This window comes from Brachybacterium sp. ACRRE (assembly GCF_022346485.1).
Taxonomy (GTDB): Bacteria; Actinomycetota; Actinomycetes; order Actinomycetales; family Dermabacteraceae; genus Brachybacterium; species Brachybacterium halotolerans.
On the sequence record NZ_JAKRMO010000015.1, the window covers coordinates 12,102 to 29,113 of the forward strand.

At 73.6% G+C, this 17,012-nt stretch carries 17 protein-coding genes; 13 read left to right on the forward strand and 4 right to left on the reverse strand.

Going from position 1 to position 17,012, the window contains the following annotated elements; all coding sequences use genetic code 11:
• Positions 1-82: 82 nt before the first annotated feature.
• Positions 83-631 carry a hypothetical protein gene (locus MHY49_RS06320; protein WP_239203216.1) on the reverse strand — a complete coding sequence of 183 codons (549 nt, stop codon included), beginning with the start codon at positions 629-631 and terminating at the stop codon, positions 83-85.
• A 197-nt stretch (positions 632-828) separates the two neighbouring features.
• Between MHY49_RS06320 and MHY49_RS06325 the strand changes: the two genes are divergently transcribed.
• Positions 829-1,293, forward strand: coding sequence for a tRNA (cytidine(34)-2'-O)-methyltransferase (locus tag MHY49_RS06325; protein ID WP_228358418.1), 465 nt, complete (start codon positions 829-831; stop codon positions 1,291-1,293).
• Positions 1,294-1,313: 20 nt separating this feature from the next.
• On the opposite strand, the gene MHY49_RS06330 is transcribed toward MHY49_RS06325, so the two are convergent.
• Positions 1,314-1,814, reverse strand: coding sequence for a prepilin peptidase (locus MHY49_RS06330; protein WP_239203217.1), 501 nt, complete (start codon positions 1,812-1,814; stop codon positions 1,314-1,316).
• A 103-nt stretch (positions 1,815-1,917) separates the two neighbouring features.
• Positions 1,918-2,211 carry a DUF5703 family protein gene (locus MHY49_RS06335; protein WP_200500727.1) on the reverse strand — a complete coding sequence of 98 codons (294 nt, stop codon included), beginning with the start codon at positions 2,209-2,211 and terminating at the stop codon, positions 1,918-1,920.
• 126 nt (positions 2,212-2,337) lie between these two features.
• Here MHY49_RS06335 and MHY49_RS06340 point away from each other — a divergent pair, with 126 nt between their 5' ends.
• From MHY49_RS06340 to mshC, 3 genes are all read left to right on the forward strand, one after another.
• Positions 2,338-2,691, forward strand: a complete 354-nt coding sequence (locus tag MHY49_RS06340; RefSeq protein WP_200500726.1) for a DNA primase — start codon at positions 2,338-2,340, stop codon at positions 2,689-2,691.
• Positions 2,692-2,839: 148 nt separating this feature from the next.
• Positions 2,840-3,718 carry an undecaprenyl-diphosphate phosphatase gene (locus MHY49_RS06345; RefSeq protein ID WP_239203218.1) on the forward strand — a complete coding sequence of 293 codons (879 nt, stop codon included), beginning with the start codon at positions 2,840-2,842 and terminating at the stop codon, positions 3,716-3,718.
• Between the two features lie 103 nt (positions 3,719-3,821).
• Positions 3,822-5,150 carry a cysteine--1-D-myo-inosityl 2-amino-2-deoxy-alpha-D-glucopyranoside ligase gene (mshC, locus tag MHY49_RS06350; RefSeq protein WP_239203219.1) on the forward strand — a complete coding sequence of 443 codons (1,329 nt, stop codon included), beginning with the start codon at positions 3,822-3,824 and terminating at the stop codon, positions 5,148-5,150.
• 13 nt (positions 5,151-5,163) lie between these two features.
• On the opposite strand, the gene MHY49_RS06355 is transcribed toward mshC, so the two are convergent.
• Positions 5,164-5,970: a PAC2 family protein gene (locus tag MHY49_RS06355; protein WP_239203220.1), complete on the reverse strand. Its 807-nt coding sequence runs from the start codon at positions 5,968-5,970 to the stop codon at positions 5,164-5,166.
• Positions 5,971-6,101: 131 nt separating this feature from the next.
• On the opposite strand from MHY49_RS06355, the gene MHY49_RS06360 reads away from it, so the two are divergent.
• The 9 genes from MHY49_RS06360 (at position 6,102) to MHY49_RS06400 (ending at position 16,997) form a co-directional block, all read left to right on the forward strand.
• Positions 6,102-7,253, forward strand: a complete 1,152-nt coding sequence (locus MHY49_RS06360) for a site-2 protease family protein (protein WP_239203221.1) — start codon at positions 6,102-6,104, stop codon at positions 7,251-7,253.
• A 17-nt stretch (positions 7,254-7,270) separates the two neighbouring features.
• Complete coding sequence (locus tag MHY49_RS06365) at positions 7,271-8,377, forward strand: tRNA (adenine-N1)-methyltransferase (protein ID WP_239203222.1); 1,107 nt, start codon at positions 7,271-7,273, stop codon at positions 8,375-8,377.
• 2 nt (positions 8,378-8,379) lie between these two features.
• Positions 8,380-9,972 carry a proteasome ATPase gene (arc, locus tag MHY49_RS06370; protein WP_239203223.1) on the forward strand — a complete coding sequence of 531 codons (1,593 nt, stop codon included), beginning with the start codon at positions 8,380-8,382 and terminating at the stop codon, positions 9,970-9,972.
• The gene (gene dop, locus MHY49_RS06375) at positions 9,965-11,713 is read left to right on the forward strand and encodes a depupylase/deamidase Dop (protein ID WP_239203224.1); all 1,749 of its coding nucleotides are present in this window, start codon (positions 9,965-9,967) and stop codon (positions 11,711-11,713) included. Before arc ends, dop begins: the two co-directional genes overlap by 8 nt.
• Positions 11,710-11,898, forward strand: coding sequence for a ubiquitin-like protein Pup (locus MHY49_RS06380; RefSeq protein ID WP_200500719.1), 189 nt, complete (start codon positions 11,710-11,712; stop codon positions 11,896-11,898). Before dop ends, MHY49_RS06380 begins: the two co-directional genes overlap by 4 nt.
• A gap of 4 nt (positions 11,899-11,902) precedes the next feature.
• Positions 11,903-13,288 carry a Pup--protein ligase gene (pafA, locus tag MHY49_RS06385; protein ID WP_239203225.1) on the forward strand — a complete coding sequence of 462 codons (1,386 nt, stop codon included), beginning with the start codon at positions 11,903-11,905 and terminating at the stop codon, positions 13,286-13,288.
• A 125-nt stretch (positions 13,289-13,413) separates the two neighbouring features.
• Entirely contained in the window at positions 13,414-14,376 is a 963-nt protein-coding gene (locus tag MHY49_RS06390; protein WP_239203226.1) for an FKBP-type peptidyl-prolyl cis-trans isomerase, read from the forward strand.
• 82 nt (positions 14,377-14,458) lie between these two features.
• Complete coding sequence (locus MHY49_RS06395) at positions 14,459-14,839, forward strand: FKBP-type peptidyl-prolyl cis-trans isomerase (protein ID WP_239203227.1); 381 nt, start codon at positions 14,459-14,461, stop codon at positions 14,837-14,839.
• Between the two features lie 7 nt (positions 14,840-14,846).
• A complete protein-coding gene (locus tag MHY49_RS06400) occupies positions 14,847-16,997 on the forward strand; it encodes a primosomal protein N' (protein ID WP_239203228.1) in 2,151 nt (716 codons plus the stop codon).
• The last annotated feature ends 15 nt before the right edge of the window (positions 16,998-17,012 follow it).

Genomic DNA, 17,012 nt, shown 5'->3' on the forward strand with positions numbered 1-17,012 from the left:
TGTCGGCGACATGGAGACTCTAGCACGGGGAAAGGGCCGTGCCACCTCCGCATACGCCCATTCGGCCGGTTCGTGAACAGAGTCACTCGGCAGCCGTGCCGATGCCCTGGAGAAGGCCGAGCGCACGGTCGATCTCGCCGAGCGCCCGAGCGGCCGACGGGTCCTCGGACTGCTGGTCGAGCTGGTGCCGGAGGTCCTCGAGCGCCGCCGCGGCCAGGCAGGGGAGCGGAGCGCGCGGAGGCGTCTCCCCGGAGGCCACGGCGACATGGATCTCGGCGAGCACCTCGCGCAGCTCGTGCAGGCTCGTCGCCTCGAGATCCGTGATCGCGTCGACGCGGGCACGTGCCGCGAGCGACGCGCAGCGGCGCAGCAGCTCGTCGGACCGCGCGGGGCGGGGCCGGGAGACGAGCGCGGGGTCGGCCTCGACGTCTGCGACGGCGTCCGCGGCGGCGATGGCGGGGGTGGGCGGCGAAGGCTGCGTGGCGGAGATCCCGCGCACCGCGGCGAGCTCAGGGGCCTCGATGCCCGGATCCCCGGGCAGCAGATCGCCGTCGTCGAGCACGTCGTGCTCAGCGGGGGCAGGGGCGACGGGTCGGAACGAGCCCTCGTGGGTCGTCGCGATCGCGGACATGTCCACCTCCATGTGGGTCCTCGGTGTGCCTGCTGTCCGCCGGCCCCTGTGCGGGGCGCTGCGGCGGACGTCGGGCATCGCCACCAGGACAGAACTTTACTCATCCTTTACTGGGAAGTCCATGAGTGGGTCACGGGGTGGGACGAGGGTCGGGCGCGTGGCCGCAACGGGTGCGCAGGGGTGGAAGGATCCTCCCCATGGTCCATGTCTTCTTCCACGAGCCGCGCATCGCGGGCAACACGGGCAGCGCGATCCGGCTCTCCGCGGTCACCGGCGCCCCTCTGCATCTCATCGAGCCCCTCGGCTTCGACCTCGAGGACTCCAAGCTGCGTCGCGCCGGCCTCGACTACCACGATCTCGCCACGACGACGGTGCACCCCGACATCGAGGAGGCTTTCGCCGCGCTCCCGGAGTCGCGCGTCTTCGCCTTCACCTCCCATACCGAGCATTCCTTCGCCGACGTCGAGTACCGGGACGAGGACGTGCTGCTGTTCGGCGCGGAGCCGACGGGCCTGCCCGAGGAGGTCCTGGCCCATCCGCGCATCACCGGTCAGGTGCGCATCCCCATGCTCCCCGCCCGGCGCTCGCTCAACCTCGCCGCCGCCGCGTCCATCGCGGTCTACGAGGCGTGGCGCCAGCAGGGGTATCCCGGCGGCGCCTGATCCGCACGGTCGCAGGCGGCTCACATCCCGAGCGCGGACCGCACGAGCGGCGCGCCCAGCAGCCCCAGGAAGGGGCCGGCGAGCAGCACGGGGCCGAAGGCGAAGCGCGATCCGCCCGAACCGGTCGCGATCATCACCGCGATCCCGATGATCCCGCCCAGCAGGGCGGTGCCGAGCGCGCCCGCCACGAGGACGTCGGGCCCGAGCGCCGTGCTCATGAGCACGACGGCCGGGGCGGTCTTCGCGTCGCCCATGCCGATCAGCTGCGGTGCGAGCAGGGCGACCCCGATCCCCGCCGCGGCCGCGACGAGGGCGAGGACCGCGGCCGCACCGAGCAGGGGACGCAGAGCCGGCTCGAGAAGCGCGAGCACGCCCAGGACGAGCGCGAGCAGGAGCGTGAGCGAGGCGACCCAGCGGTTGGGCAGGCGGTGCTGGGCGCCGTCGATCGCGCTCAGCACGACGGCGTGGGGGAGGTACACCGCGAGCAGCGGGACCAGGAGGATCTCGGGGACGGGGCTCACGCGCTCATTCCAGCAGATGCGCGGTGCGCGGGCACGGGCCCGTCGGCGCGTTGTGGACGGTGCGCCCGTGGGGAGGACCTGTCCTCCCCTCCCAACGGAGGCGTCAGCCCGCGGCGGCGGGGAGCGTCGAGGAGACGCGGATGATGCGGCGTCGCATCCACACCCGCTTCTCGCCGCCGTAGTAATGGCGCGTGCGCACGAGGTCCCAGCGCCCGTACTCCGACTCGGCCGCGAGCGCCGTGCGCACGCTCCGGATCGAGGTCCCGCGCGGGACGGCGAGCACCTGGAACTCGTAGTCCTCGGGGGACCGGCCCTTCTCGACGGGAAGATCGCGGGCGCCGCGCGGCGGGGGCGCGGGCAGGCGGCGGAACGGCGGGGGACCCTGCGGACGGGGCACGAGCACTCTCCTCACGGGATGCGGATCGGCGCGGCGCCGAGCGACGGGGCGCGAGGTCGCGTCCGAGCGCCGTCCGGTGTCGACGGGGACTGTCCATTCTGCCCGGCGACGGGGTACCGTCCAACCATGAACACGGACCCGCGTTCGGCCCTCGCCGCACTCATCGCCGCTCTGGAACGACACTACGAGGCCGCCGCCTCCTCGCGCGGCGACGACGACCCCGCCCTCGAGGCGGCAACGGAGGGCCTGACCACGGCCTTCGACGCGTACGACGATGCCCTGTTCGACGCCTACGACGTGGCGACGCCGCTCATCGTCTTCGACGGGGACGACGAGGACGACGACTACGAGGACGACGACGACTACGACGACCTCGATGACGACGATCTGGACGACGACGGCTTCGAGGACGACGAGGACGGCGAGGAGGGTCCCGACGGCGAGGGCGAGTTCGACGGTGCCCAGGATCTGGAGCGCTGAGAGCACGTCCCCCACCGGCTGACGGGGAGACGTTCCCTACTCCTTCGCCACCCACGGCGCGCGGCGCCCGCCCCACAGGCGGGCGCCGCGTACTGTGTGCGGGGCGCTGAGCGCCCGGCCTCCGTCCCCGAGCACTGCAGGAGAACGCGTGTCCATCCTCGATGCGATCATCCTCGGCATCGTCCAGGGGCTCACCGAGTTCCTGCCCGTCTCCTCGAGCGCGCACCTGCGCGTGGTCGGCGAGCTGCTCATGCCCGGCCAGGATCCCGGCGCCGCCTTCACCGCGATCGTGCAGCTCGGCACCGAGACCGCCGTCCTGCTGTACTTCTGGAAGGACATCACGCGGATCATCGGCCGCTGGTTCCGCGCCCTGGTCGGCCGGCTGCCGCAGTCGGACCCCGACGTGCGCATGGGCTGGCTGGTGATCATCGGCTCGATCCCGATCGGCGTGCTTGGCCTGGCCTTCGAGGAGCAGATCGACAGCGGCCTGCGGAACCTGTACATCACAGCCGCGATGCTGATCCTGTTCGGCGTGCTCCTCGCCGCCGCGGACCGCCTCGGTCCCCAGCGCAAGCAGCTCACCGAGCTCAGCTGGAGGGACGGCATCCTCTTCGGCCTCGCCCAGGCGCTCGCGCTGATCCCCGGCGTCTCCCGCTCGGGCGGCACCATCACCGCGGGCCTCGCCATGGGCTACACCCGCAAGGCCTCCGCGCGCTACGCCTTCCTGCTCGCGGTGCCCGCGGTCTTCGCCTCGGGCCTCTACAAGGCCGCGAAGGAGGTGCCGCCGCTGTTGAGCGCCGACGGCCGCGCCGCAGCGGCCGCCGCGGGACAGCCCTCGCTGCTCGCGATCATCATCGCCACCGTGGTCGCCTTCGGCATCGGCTATGCGGTGATCGTCTGGTTCATGAAGCTCATCGAGAACCGCTCCTACCTGCCGTTCGTGGCCTACCGCATCGCCGCCGGCGTGCTGCTGCTGGTGCTGCTGACCACGGGCGTGCTCGACCCGCTCGCGGGATCGACCGCCTGACGCACCGCGGCTCCCATCGGCCGTCGTCCGCGTCCCGGGCGCGCCGTGTGGTCCATCCCTCCCGCCCCGCCGGGCCGGGGGACGAGGTCCGTATGATCGTCGGGTGCGCTCCTGGAACTCGCCCCTGATCAGCCCGCTTCCCGCCTCCGGGCTCCCGCCGCGGCTGCACGACTCCCGCACCGGCCGCGTCGGGCCCGTGCCCGTGCTGACGCCGGGCCGCGCGCGCCTGTACGTCTGCGGCATCACCCCGTACGACGCGACCCACCTGGGCCATGCCGCCACCTACCACGCGGCGGACCTCATGCGTCGCGCCTTCCTCGACCAGGGCCTCGAGGTCGAGCTCGCCCAGAACGTCACCGACGTCGACGACCCGCTGCTCGAGCGCGCCGACCGCGACGGCATCGACTGGCGCGACCTCGCCCAGCGCGAGACCGACCTCTTCCGCGAGGACATGGCGCACCTGCGCATCCTCGCCCCGCAGACCTACCGCTCGGTGAGCGAGTCGATGGACGGGATCATCGGCCTCGTCGACGAGATCCGACGCGCCGGCCGCGCCTACCAGGTCCCCACGCCCGACGCCGAGGGCGAGGACTGGTACCTCGACCTGGCGATGGACGGCTCCCTCGGCGCCGTCAGCGGCTGGAGCGAGGAGCAGATGCTCGAGGTCTTCGCCGACCGCGGGGGAGACCCCGAGCGGCCCGGCAAGCGTGGCGTCTTCGACCCGCTGCTGTGGCGCGCGGAGCGCGAGGGCGAGCCCGCCTGGGACGCCGGCGAGCTGGGCCGCGGCCGGCCCGGCTGGCACGTGGAGTGCGTGTGCATCTCCCGCGACGCCCTGGGCCTTCCCTTCGACGTGCAGACCGGCGGACGCGATCTCGTCTTCCCCCACCACGACATGTGCGCGGCCCACGCCACGGCGCTCGGCCGCCCCTTCGCGGGCGTCTACCCGCACACCGGGATGGTCGCCTACGAGGGCGAGAAGATGAGCAAGTCGCTGGGCAACCTCGTCTTCGTCTCCAAGCTCGTCGAGGCGGGCACGGACCCGATGGCGATCCGCCTGGTCCTCATGGCCCACCACTACCGCTCCGACTGGGAGTGGACCGACGCCGAGCTGGCCGCGGCCGAGGAGCGCCTGGCCGCCTATCGCGCCGCCGCGACCCGCGACGCCGACCGGGCCGGCTCCGCCGGATCGACCGGTGCGGAGATCGTCGCCGCGCTGCGCCGCGCGCTGCGCGAGGACCTCGACACCCCGACCGCGCTCTCGGTGCTCGACGACTGGGCCGCGGACCGCGCGCTCGCATCCCGCCTCACCGCGCCGGCCGAGGACGCCGAGGCCGCCCCGGCGCGCTCCGCGGACCAGGGCGGACGAGCACCCGAGCAGCCGTCCGACGTCCCCGCGGCGCTCGACGCGCTGTTCGGGATCGTCCTGGACTGATCTCCCGGAGCCCTCAGTCCTCGCCCTCGCGGCGACGAAGGAAGCGCTCGAACTCCTTGGCGATCGCGTCGCCCGAGGCCTCCGGGAGGTCCTCGGCGTCCTGCGCCTCCTCGAGCCGCGCGACGTACTCGGAGATGTCCGGGTCGTTGCGCGAGAGCTCCTCGACCCCGCGCTCCCAGGCCTCGGCGTCCTCCTCGAGCTCCTGCATCGGGACGGGTGCGCTCACATGGTCCTGGAGCGCCCGCACCAGGGCGAGCACCGCCTTGGGCGAGGCGTTCTGCGAGACGTAGTGGGGGACCTGGACCCAGATGCTCGAGGTCCGCACACCCAGGCTCACGGCCGCGCGAGCGAGCACGGTGGGGATGCCGATCGGGCCCTCGTAGGACTCGGCGTCGGCCTGCTCGGCGGTGCCCGGCTCGATCTGGTCGCTCACCGGCAGCGGCCGCGTGTGCGGGGCGTCGGCCAGGAGCGCGCCCAGGGAGATCAGCCGGGTGGCGTCGGCCCCCAGCAGGCGGTCGAGCACCTGGCGGCAGAACGCGCCCCAGCGCATGGACGGCTCGGCGCCGTGGACGAGCAGCAGCTCGGGTCCGCGGGGAGGGGTCACCAGCTCGATCCGGGTGTCCGGCCAGTCGATGACCTTGCGGCCGTCGGCGTCCAGCCGCAGCTCGGGGCGGTGCACCTGGAAGTCGACGTACTCCTCGGCCGGGATCCGGGCGATGGTGCGGGAGGGCCAGGCCGACAGCAGGTGCTCGATGGCCCCGGTCGCCGCTTCGCCGGCGTCGTTCCAGCCGCTGAAGGCACAGATCGCGATGCGGGTCATCCCCGCAGTCTAGGACCCTCCAGGTCGCCCGCGTAGGGTGCGGTGACGTGGCCGTCACCTGCGACGCCACCCGGATGCCGGTCGCCCGCGCGGCCCGTCCGCCGCCCGAATGCGACCACGCCGGAGGATCGATGCCCGCGCCCAGCCTGCGCCTGCCCGGACTGCCGCCGATCCGGATCTCCGGCGCGACCCTGGTGATGGTCGCGGTGATCACCCTGCTCGTCGCCCCGGGCTTCCGCATCATCCCCGGCATGACCTCGGCCGGCGTGCTCGTGCTCTCCCTCGCCGTCGGCGTCTCCCTCGTCGTCTCCGTGGCCCTGCACGAGATCGGCCATGCGATCGTGGCGCGCGCCTCCGGCGCGCACGTCGACCACATCGCGCTCACCCTGTGGGGAGGGCACACCACCTACCGGGCCCGACGGGTGGGCGCTCTGCCCTCGGTGCTCATCTCCCTCGCCGGTCCCGCCGTGAACCTCGTCATCGCGGTCGCGGCGGCGCTGGCCGAGCGCGCGGCCCCCGGTGCCGGCAGCTCCCACCTGCTCACGATGATCTCGAGCCTGAACTGGGCTCTCGCGGTGTTCAACGTGCTGCCCGGGCTGCCGATGGACGGCGGTCGGGCGCTCGAGTCCCTGCTCGGCGCGCTCCTGCGCAGCCCCCGCACGGCCACCCGCATCACCGCCTGGATCGGGCGGGTCATCGCGATCGTGGTCGTCGCCGGACCGCTGCTCGCAGCGCTCCGGTTCCCCGGGAGCACGAGCGTGATCCTCGTGCTGTGGGGCGTGATGATCGGGATGATGCTCTGGCGCGGAGCCGGCGACGCCCTGCGCGAGGCGGGCCTGCGCGAGCGCGTGCTCGCCCTGCGCGCCGGGGACCTCATGGTCCGCATCCCCCTCGTGCGGGCCGATGCGCCGCTGACCACGCTGCCCTCCGGAACCGAGGACGCTCCCGGATCCCAGTGCACTCCCGGAGCCGCGGACACCGCAGGGCCCGACGGCCGCGGAGTCCCGCGGCTGCTCGTGCTGGACCCGTCGCACGGCGTCGGCGTCCTCGACGAGGAGGCTCTCGCCTCCGTGCCCGGGACGCAGCGACCCGCCGTCCCCGTGGGGGCGGTGACCACCTGGCTCGGCGCCCCCGGACGCCTCGCCGAGGACCTCGCGGGGGAGGATCTCGTGGAGGCGGTGCAGACCCAGCGCCGGGCCGTGCACCTGGTGACGGGGGAGGGCGGAGAGATCGTCGGCGTCGTCACCACGGCGATGATCGATCGCGCCCTCCAGCAGGGCTGACGCCTAGACTGGTGTGCATGACCTCAGCCGCCGATGAGACCCCCCTGCACGGGGCCCCGCAGGAGACTGCGCAGAGCACCCCGCAGCCGCAGTCCCCGCAGCCCGCCCCGCGGGCGGAGCGGCCGGGGCTGGACCGCACGGGGCCCTTCGTCCTCGGCGACAAGGTGCAGCTCGCCGATGCGAAGAACCGCCTGCACACGATCACCCTGCGCGAGGGCGGCGAGTTCCACACCCATCGCGGGGTGCTGCGCCACGCCGACCTGATCGGCGCCGAGGACGGCGTGGTCGTCGAGGACTCCCAGGGCAATCCGTTCCAGGCCCTGCGCCCGCTGTACTCCGACTACATGCTCTCGATGCCGCGCGGCGCCGCGATCATCTACCCCAAGGACTCCGCCCAGATCCTCATGTGGGGAGACATCTTCCCCGGTGCCCGCGTGCTCGAGGCCGGCGTGGGATCGGGCGGGCTCACCACGGCGCTGCTGCGCGCGATCGGCGAGCACGGGAGCCTGCGCTCGATCGAGCGCCGCGAGGAGTTCGCACAGGTCGCCCGCGAGAACGTCGAGACCTTCTTCGGCGGCGCGCCCTCGACCTGGGACCTGCAGATCGGGGACTTCCAGGACGTCGCCGCGCAGATGGCCCGCGAGGGGGAGAGCGCGGACCGCGTGGTCCTGGACATGCTCGCCCCCTGGGAGTGCGTGGACGCCGCCGCCGAGGTGCTCGTCTCCGGGGGCGTGTACCTCGCGTACGTCGCGACCGTCACCCAGCTCTCGCGCACCGCGGAGGCGCTGCGCGACCACGGCGAGTTCACCGAGCCCTCCGCGTGGGAGAGCTTCGTGCGGCCGTGGCACCTCGAGGGCCTCGCCGTGCGCCCCGAGCACCGCATGAACGCCCACACGGGCTTCCTGCTCACGGCCCGCCGCACGGCGCACGGCACCCAGGCCCTGCGGCGCACGCGTCGGCCCGCGCCGGGCTCGCAGGACGAGGCCGAGCTGAACCATCCGGACAACGAGGGCTTCGGCGGCTCCACCACCGAGTGGAGCGGCGAGGACCTGGGGGAGCGCGGCGTCGCGCCCCGCAAGATCAAGCGAGCCCTGCGGGACATCCGCCAGGGCAGGGACCGGTGAGGATGAAGACCTACCAGGAGATGACCGAGGAGCTCGAGCGCTTCGCGGCCCAGAACGACCGTCTGGTGACGAGCCTGCGCTCCGCGCGCGCCCAGATCGTCGACCTCAAGAGCGACCTGGAGCGCGTGGGCGAACCGCCGAACTCGTACGCGACCTTCCTGCGCCGTGCCGAGGGCACCACGGTCGACGTCCTCCACAACGGCCGCCGTCTGCGCGTGGCGACCAGCGCGGACATCGACCTCGAGGCGCTCCGCCCCGGCGCCGAGCTGCGGCTGAACGAGGGCCTCGCGGTGGTCGAGGTGGTCGACGCCCAGGAGACCGGCAGCGTGATCGTCGTCGAGGAGGCCCTCGCCGACGGCCGCGTGCTCGTGCAGGTCGGACCCGACGACCTGCGCGCCTTCCGGCGCTCGGGCGCCGTCGCGGAGACCGCCCTGGACGCGGGCGACCACGTGCTCGCGGACCTGCGCGCCCAGCTCGTCCTCGAGCGCATCGACCGCGCGGAGATCACCGACCTCGTCCTCGAGCAGGTTCCCGACACCTCCTTCTCCCGCATCGGCGGCCTCGGCGAGCAGATCGAGGCGATCCGCGACGCCGTCGAGCTGCCCTTCCTGCAGCAGGACCTCTACCGCGAGTACGGTCTGCGCCCGCCCAAGGGCGTGCTGCTGTACGGCCCTCCCGGCTGCGGCAAGACGATGATCGCCAAGGCCGTCGCCCACGAGCTCGCCGTGCGCTCGGCCGAGGCCCGCGGGGTGAGCGTCCAGGAGGCGCTGCAGCGCTCCTTCTTCCTCAACGTCAAGGGCCCCGAGCTGCTGAACAAGTACGTGGGGGAGACCGAGCGCTCGATCCGTCTGGTCTTCGAGCGCGCTCGCGAGCACGCCGAGTCCGGTCATCCCGTGGTCGTCTTCTTCGACGAGATGGAGTCCCTGTTCCGCACCCGCGGCACGGGGCTCTCGAGCGACGTCGAGACCACGATCGTCCCCCAGCTGCTCGCCGAGATCGACGGCGTCGAGTCCCTCGAGAACGTCATCGTCATCGGCGCCTCGAACCGCGAGGACATGATCGACCCGGCGATCCTCCGCCCGGGCCGCCTGGACGTGAAGATCCGCATCCGCCGTCCCGACGCGGACGCGGCTCGCGAGATCCTCGGCCTGTACCTCGACGCGGGCGTGCCGCTGCGCGAGGACCGCGACGCGCTGCTGGACCTCACGGTCTCCGAGATCTACGCCGAGGGCGAGCACACGGCGTTCGTGCGCCTGGAGTACTCCGACGGCAGCGCCGAGACCCTCCACTTCCGCGACTTCGTCTCCGGGGCGACCCTGCGCAACATCGTGGACCGCGCGAAGAAGTACGCCGTCAAGGACTACCTGGAGACGGGCGTGCCCGGGATCGGCAGCGCGCATCTCAGCGCCGCCGTCGCCCAGGAGTTCGCGGAGAACGAGGACCTGCCCTCCGGTGCGCACCCCGATGACTGGGCCCGCATCTCCGGTCGCCGCGGCCGCCGCGTCGAGCACGTGGTGCCGCTGCGCGCGGGCGGGGCGCCTGCCGCGCAGGACGAGGCCGACGGGCCGACGGGGGAGGAGCCCGGCGATGCATGAGGCCACCGACCCCAGCGGAGCGGCCCGCCCCCTCGTCACCGAGCGCGTGATGGGCATCGAGACCGAGTTCGGCATCCTGCACGCGGACCTGGGCGAGCGCAGCGGCGAGGCCTCGAGCTCGATCGCGCTCAGCCATCTCGTGGTCGGCGCCTATGCCCTCCTGCACCCGGACCAGGGCGCACGGGGCCGGCGCGTGCGCTGGGACTACGGCGACGAGTCGCCCCTGCAGGACGCGCGCGGCTTCGAGATCCGCCGCGCCGCCGCGCATCCCAGCCAGCTCACCGACCAGGTCCACGACGCGCACCTGCCCAGCATCGACCTCGACATGCCGCTGCCTGCTCCCGAGGTCGCGCCCGAGGGATCGGACGCGGAGGTCCTCGCCTGGGCGGGGCGCCGCTCGATCGGCAACAGCGTGCTCGTCAACGCCGCCCGCCTCTACGTCGACCACGCCCACCCCGAGTACTCGTCGCCCGAGGTGACCACGGCGCGCGAGGCCGTGGTCTGGGACCGCGCCGGGGAGATCGTCGCCCAGCGCGCCATGGACGTGCTGCGCGCGGCCGAGGGCGTCCCGGATGTCGCCCTGTACAAGAACAACACCGACGGCAAGGGCGCCTCCTACGGCACCCACGAGAACTTCCTGCTGGAGCGGGCCGTGCCCTTCGACCGCGTGGTCGAGGCGCTGCTGCCGTTCTTCGCCACTCGTCAGATCCTCGTCGGCGCCGGACGCGTGGGCCTGGGCACCCGCGGCGGCGAGCCCGGCTTCCAGATCTCCTCGCGCGCCGACTTCTTCGAGGAGGAGGTCGGCCTCGAGACCACGCTGGACCGCCCGATCGTCAACACGCGCGACGAGCCCCATGCGGACGCCTCGCGGCATCGCCGGCTGCACGTGATCATCGGCGACGCGAACATGCTCGAGGTCTCCACCTTCCTGAAGATGGGCATGACGAGCCTCGTGCTCGCGGCCCTCGAGGCCGAGCACGCGAGCGGCGAGAGGCTCCTGCCCGAGATCGCGCTCGCGGACCCTGTGCAGGCGCTGCGCTCGATCAGCCACGACCCCTCCCTGCGCACCACGGTGATGACGGCCGAGGGCGACGAGGTCACGGCGCTGCAGATCCAGCGCGCGTACCTCGAGGCGATCTCGGAGCGCGCCGACCGCGCCGACCGCGAGACCGCCGAGGTCCTGGACCTGTGGCGCGACCTCCTGGACGCCCTGGAGACCGACCCTGCGCGCGCCGCGGACCGCATCGAGTGGGTGGCCAAGCACCAGCTGCTCGAGAGCTACCGCGCCCGCGGGGGGCTCGCCTGGGACGACGCGCGCCTGCGCGCTATCGACCTCCAGTTCACCGATCTGCGCCCGGAGCGCGGCCTCTTCGCGAAGCTGCGCGCGGCAGGCCGCGTGCGCACCCTCGTCGGCGAGCAGGAGGTGCTTGACGCCGTCCTCGCCCCGCCCGCCTCCACGCGCGCCCATCTGCGCGGCGGCCTCGTGCGCCACCACCAGGCGCAGGTGCCGTCGGCGGGATGGGACGTGATCACGCTCGCGGGCGAGGCGTCCGGCTCCGACGCCTCGACGACCTCGCGCGTGCGGCTCGCCGATCCCCGCGCCGGATCCCGGGCCTGGTGCGAGGCGCGCGATCTCGATCCCGCCGCGCCGCTGCCCGAGGTGCTCGAGGCCCTCGCGCGCGCGGCCGACGCACCGTCGGACCCGACCCCAGCACCCACCCCCACGGAGGAGACGAGATGACACAGCAGAGCCTCAGCGGTTCCGGCCCGTCGGACGACGAGCAGAACGACGACGAGACCCTGGCCGGCGGCCAGGTCTTCGCCTCCGCGCAGGGCGCGGACGACCTCCTGGACGAGATCGACTCCGTTCTCGAGTCGAACTCCGAGGAGTTCGTGCGCTCCTTCGTCCAGAAGGGCGGTCAGTGAGCTGATGGAGCGCCGCATCGGGGGACTGGAGACCGAGTTCGGGCTCGTGTGCGTGCGGTCCGACGGCACGCGCGCCCTCGAGCCCGAGGCGGCCGCGCGCGAGCTGTTCCGGCCCGTCGTCGCCCAGGGCCGCTCCTCGAACGTGTTCCTGCGCAATGCCGCCCGGCTGTACCTCGACGTCGGCTCGCACCCCGAGTACGCGACGGCGGAGTGCGACGACTGGTGGGAGCTCGTCGCGCAGGACAAGGCGGGGGAGCGGATCCTCGCCGACCTCATGGCGCGCGCGAACGCGGCCCTCGCCGAGCACGGCGAGGACGCCCGCATCCACCTGTTCAAGAACAACGTGGACCACGAGGGGAACTCCTTCGGCAGCCACGAGAACTACCTCGTGGACCGTCGCGGCGAGTTCACCCGCCTGCCCCGGATCCTGCTGCCCTTCCTCGCCACCCGCCAGATCGTCACCGGTGCGGGCGGCGTGGTCACCGAGGAGGACGGCGGCTCCCGTTTCGTCTTCTCCCGGCGCAGCGACCACATGTGGGAGGCCGTGTCCTCGGCGACCACGCGCACCCGGCCCCTGATCAACACGCGCGACGAGCCCCACGGGGACCCCTCGCGCTTCCGCCGACCGCACGTGATCGTGGGCGATTCGACCATGTCCGAGGTCTCGACGTGGCTGCGCTTCGCGACCACCGATCTCGTGCTGCGGCTCATCGAGTCCGGCCGCGCGGTCGACGTCCCCGAGCTCGAGGACACGATCTCCGCGATCCGCGTCGTCGCTCGCGACCTCCCCGGCACCGAGCCGCTTCCGCTCGCGAGCGGTCGCACCTCGAGCGCCCTGCAGATCCAGCAGCGCTATCTGGACCTCGTCGCGCCTCTCGCCCGCGAGGACGAGCACGACGTCCTGGAGACCTGGCAGCGCGCCCTGGACGCGGTCCTCACCGGCGACCGGTCCTGGGCCTCGCGCACGCTGGACTGGGCGATCAAGGAGAGACTGTTCACCCAGGTCGCCGCCCGCCACGGTCTGGACCTGGGGGATCCGCGCATCGAGCGCCTCGACCTCGCCTACCACGACATCGACCCGGAGAAGGGCCTCGCGAGCTCGCTGCGCCGGCGAGGTCAGGCGCCCGCCGTGCTGTCCGAGACCGCGATCGGGTCCGCGTGCGCGACGGCGCCCGCGACGACCCGCGCCCACCTGCGCGGCCGCTTCGTCACCGCGTCCGAGGAGGCGCACGTGGACCACGTCGCCGACTGGACGACGATGCGGCTCGTGCGCCAGGGCGCCATGCCCGTGAGCATCATGGACCCGTTCCAGACGGAGTCGGAGCAGGTGGACTCGCTCATCGCCCAGGTGCGGGCGCTCGGATCCGCGGACGGGGCGCCGCCCGCCTGAGCCCCTCTGGGCCGCCTCCCGCCGGGCCGATCGGCGCGGTCGCCTTCCAGCCCGGCCCCACCTCGACCCCGTACTCTGAGGGCATCGGCCGCCGCCGCGGCCTCCCCGACACGAAAGGCCCCCTGGTGATCTCTCGCCGCTCCCTGCTCAGCTCCGCCCTCGCGGCGTCCGCCGCGATCGGCCTCGCCGCCTGCTCCGACGACCAGGACGGCTCGGGCTCCTCGGACGGCGGCGGCGCGTCCGACAGCGCGACCCCCGCGCTCGACGGAGTCACCATCAGCAAGGACCTGAAGAAGGCGCCGAAGGTCGAGTTCAAGGCCCCGCTGAGCATCGACCAGCCGGACGCCCGCACGATCGTCGCCGGCAAGGGCGCGCAGATCGCCGAGGGCGACACGGTCATCTGGCGCCCCCTGTACGTGGACGCGAGCAGCGGCAAGACCAAGCAGTCCTGGTGGGAGGGCGGCCCCGCGGGCAGCGTCACCGTCACCACCGACCAGATCGGCGAGAAGGCCGCGGACTTCCTGGTCACGGCGACCGTGGGCTCGCGCGTCGCCCTCGCCGGCTGGCAGCAGGACGCGAGCGGCTCGATGATCTCGCTGATCCAGGTGGCCGACATCGACCGCGTCGTCTCCCCGCTGCGCGCGAAGGGCAAGGTCCAGAAGACCTCGGGCGACCTGCCCGCCGTGAAGCTCGGCAAGGACGGCGCCCCGTCGCTCGAGGGCAAGCCCGAGGGCGATCCGCCGTCGAAGACCACCCGCGAGGTGCTCATCGAGGGCGAGGGGGACAAGACGCAGAAGGGCGACCACCTGGTGATGCAGTACACCGGGTGGACCTGGGACGACGGCAAGCAGTTCGACTCCTCGTGGGAGCGGAAGGTGCCGTTCGGCTTCACCCAGGGCCAGGGCGACGTCATCACCGGCTGGGACGAGCACCTCACCGGACTGCCCATCGGCAGCCAGGTGATGCTCGTGATCCCGCCCAAGGACGCCTACGGCACCGACGAGAAGTCCGGCGGCGAGCTCGCCGGCAAGACCCTCGTGTTCGTCATCGACATCCTCGACGCGGCGCCCACGCAGAAGAACTCCTGAGCGCGCGCTCCGCATCGCGCCGCTCTCCCGACACCGACGAGCACATCCCGACCCCGCCGTTCCCACCGACCAGGAGGACACCATGGACCGCAGCAAGCCCGAGATCGAGTTCCCCGGCACCGAGGCGCCCACCGAGCTGGTGATCGTCGACGAGATCGAGGGCGAGGGCCCCGAGGCGAAGGCCGGCGACGTCGTCGACGTGCACTACGTGGGCGTCTCCCACGGGACCGGCGACGAGTTCGACGCCTCCTGGAACCGCGGCGAGCCGCTGCGCTTCCAGCTCGGCGTGGGCCAGGTCATCAGCGGCTGGGACCAGGGCGTGCAGGGGATGCGCGTGGGCGGCCGTCGCCGCCTCGAGATCCCCGCCTCGCTCGCCTACGGCGACCGCGGCGCGCCGCCCGTGATCGCCCCCGGCGAGGCGCTGATCTTCGTGTGCGACCTGGTGGCCGTCCACTCGCGCTGACGCCCCTGTGACCCGTGACGCCCAGGAGGGCCTGTTCGAGGCGCCCGCACCCGTCCCCGGACCCGCCCCGGCCTCGTCGTCGCGCCCGCGCACCACGGCAGGGTTCGAGGTCGCCGCGCACGATCCCGTCGCCTCGGTGCGGCTGATCGGCGTCCTGCCCCATCTGGACCGTCCCTTCGACTACGCGGTGCCGGCGACCCTGGACGCGGCGGGCCCGGGCATGCGCGTGAAGGTCCGCTTCTCGGGACGCGAGCACGACGGCATCGTGCTCGCACGCAGCGCGCGGGCGAGCACGGACCGCCCGCTCGCGCCCCTGGCCCGCCTCGTCTCCGAGGACGTGGTGATCTCCCCGGACATGCTGCGCGTGTGCGAGGAGGTCGCCGAGAGGTGCGCCGGGAGCGTCGGGGACGTGCTGCGTCTGGCGATCCCCCCGCGCCACGCCCGCGCCGAGAAGGCCGATCGCGCGGCCGAGGAGAAGGAGCGCACGGAGCGGCCCGAGCCCGCAGAGGAGCCCGAGTCGGCGGGGGAGTCCGCGCCTGCGGGGGAGTCCGGGGCCGACGACGGATCCGCCGCGGAGGACGAGGCGCCGGCCGCTCCCGCCGATGCCCTCCTCACCGCCTACGCGGGACTCCCCGCGCTGCTCTCCCGCGCCGGCGCCCCGCAGGGCCCCGTGCCGCGCGCCGCCGTCGTCCTGGAGCCCGCGCACTCCTGGGACGAGCTGACGGCCCAGGCGATCGGGGCGCTCCCGGACGGGGCCGGAGCGCTCGTCATCGCGCCCGATCAGCGCGATGTGCAGCGTCTGCATCGCTGCCTCGAGGCGCATGGGATCGCCCATGAGGTGCTCACGAGCGCCGACGGGCCCGAGAAGCGCTACCGCGCCTTCCGCCGGATCCTGCGCGGCGCCTCGCGGGTGGTGATCGGGAACCGCTCGGCCGCCTTCGCCCCCGTCGCGGACCTCGCCCTGGCGATCTGCCTCGATCCGGCCGACGACCTGCTCGTCGAGCCGCGTGCGCCGTACCCGCACCTGCGCACGATCCTGCAGTCCCGATCCGCCCAGGAGCACTGCGCCCTGCTCCTGGTCAGCCGCTCCCTGGACCCGCAGACCCTGTTCCTCGCCGAGAGCGGCTACCTGCACCTGCTGCCGCCCGTGCCCGCGCCGCTCACCGCGGTGCGCCCGCACATCGAGGCCATGGACGAGTACCTGCGCGAGAGGGAAGGGCCCAGCGGCCGCTCCCGCATGCCCCAGCAGGCCATGCGGGTCCTGCGCGAGGGGATGGCGCGCGGTCCCGTGCTCGTGCAGGTGCCGCGCTCCGGCTACGTCCCCGCGGTCGCCTGCACGTTCTGCGGGACCCGCTGCCGCTGTCCCCAGTGCGCCGCGCCGCTCGTGCTGCGCGGGCGCGCCGGCGGCCTCCAGTGCACCGTGTGCGGTCGGCGCGAGGACGCCTACCGCTGCCCGGAGTGCTCGCGCACGCAGGTGAAGGCCCTCGTCGTCGGCTCGGCCCGCACCGCCGAGGAGCTGCGGCGCGCCTTCCCCGACGCCCCCTTCCGCGTCGCCGGCGGGGCCCAGGGCCCGGTCCCCGACGACGACGTGCCCGACGGGGCGATCGTCGTCGCGACCCCCGGGGCCGAGCCCGCACCGTCCGGCGGGTTCGCGGCCGCCCTGCTGCTCGACGCCGACGCGATGCTCGCCCGCGCCGCCTACGACGCCGACGTCGAGGCCGTGCGCCGCTGGTCCAACGCGATCGCCCTCGTGCGACCCCAGGCGGAGGGAGGGCGCGTGCTGATCGTCGGCACCGCGACCCTGCCCGCGATCCGCGATCTCGTCGCCCACCGCTCGCGCGTCTTCCTCGACCGGGTCATGGAGGACCGCCGCGCCCTGGACCTCCCGCCGATCTCGAAGGTCGCCGAGGTCGTCGGCGACCGGCCCGCCGTGCGCTCCTTCCTGGGCCAGGCCACGCTGCCCGACGCCACGGACGTCTTCGGACCGGTCGACGTCCCCGAGGAGGACGACCGCATCCGCTCGCGCGCGGTGCTGCGACTCCCCGTCGAGCGCTCGCGCGAGCTCGCCGACGCCCTCCGCGCCGGCATCGCCGCCCGCAGCGCGCACAAGGACCCCGGCTCCCTGCGCGTGCGCCTCGATCCGCCCGACGTGTTCTGAGCCCCCGCCCGTAGA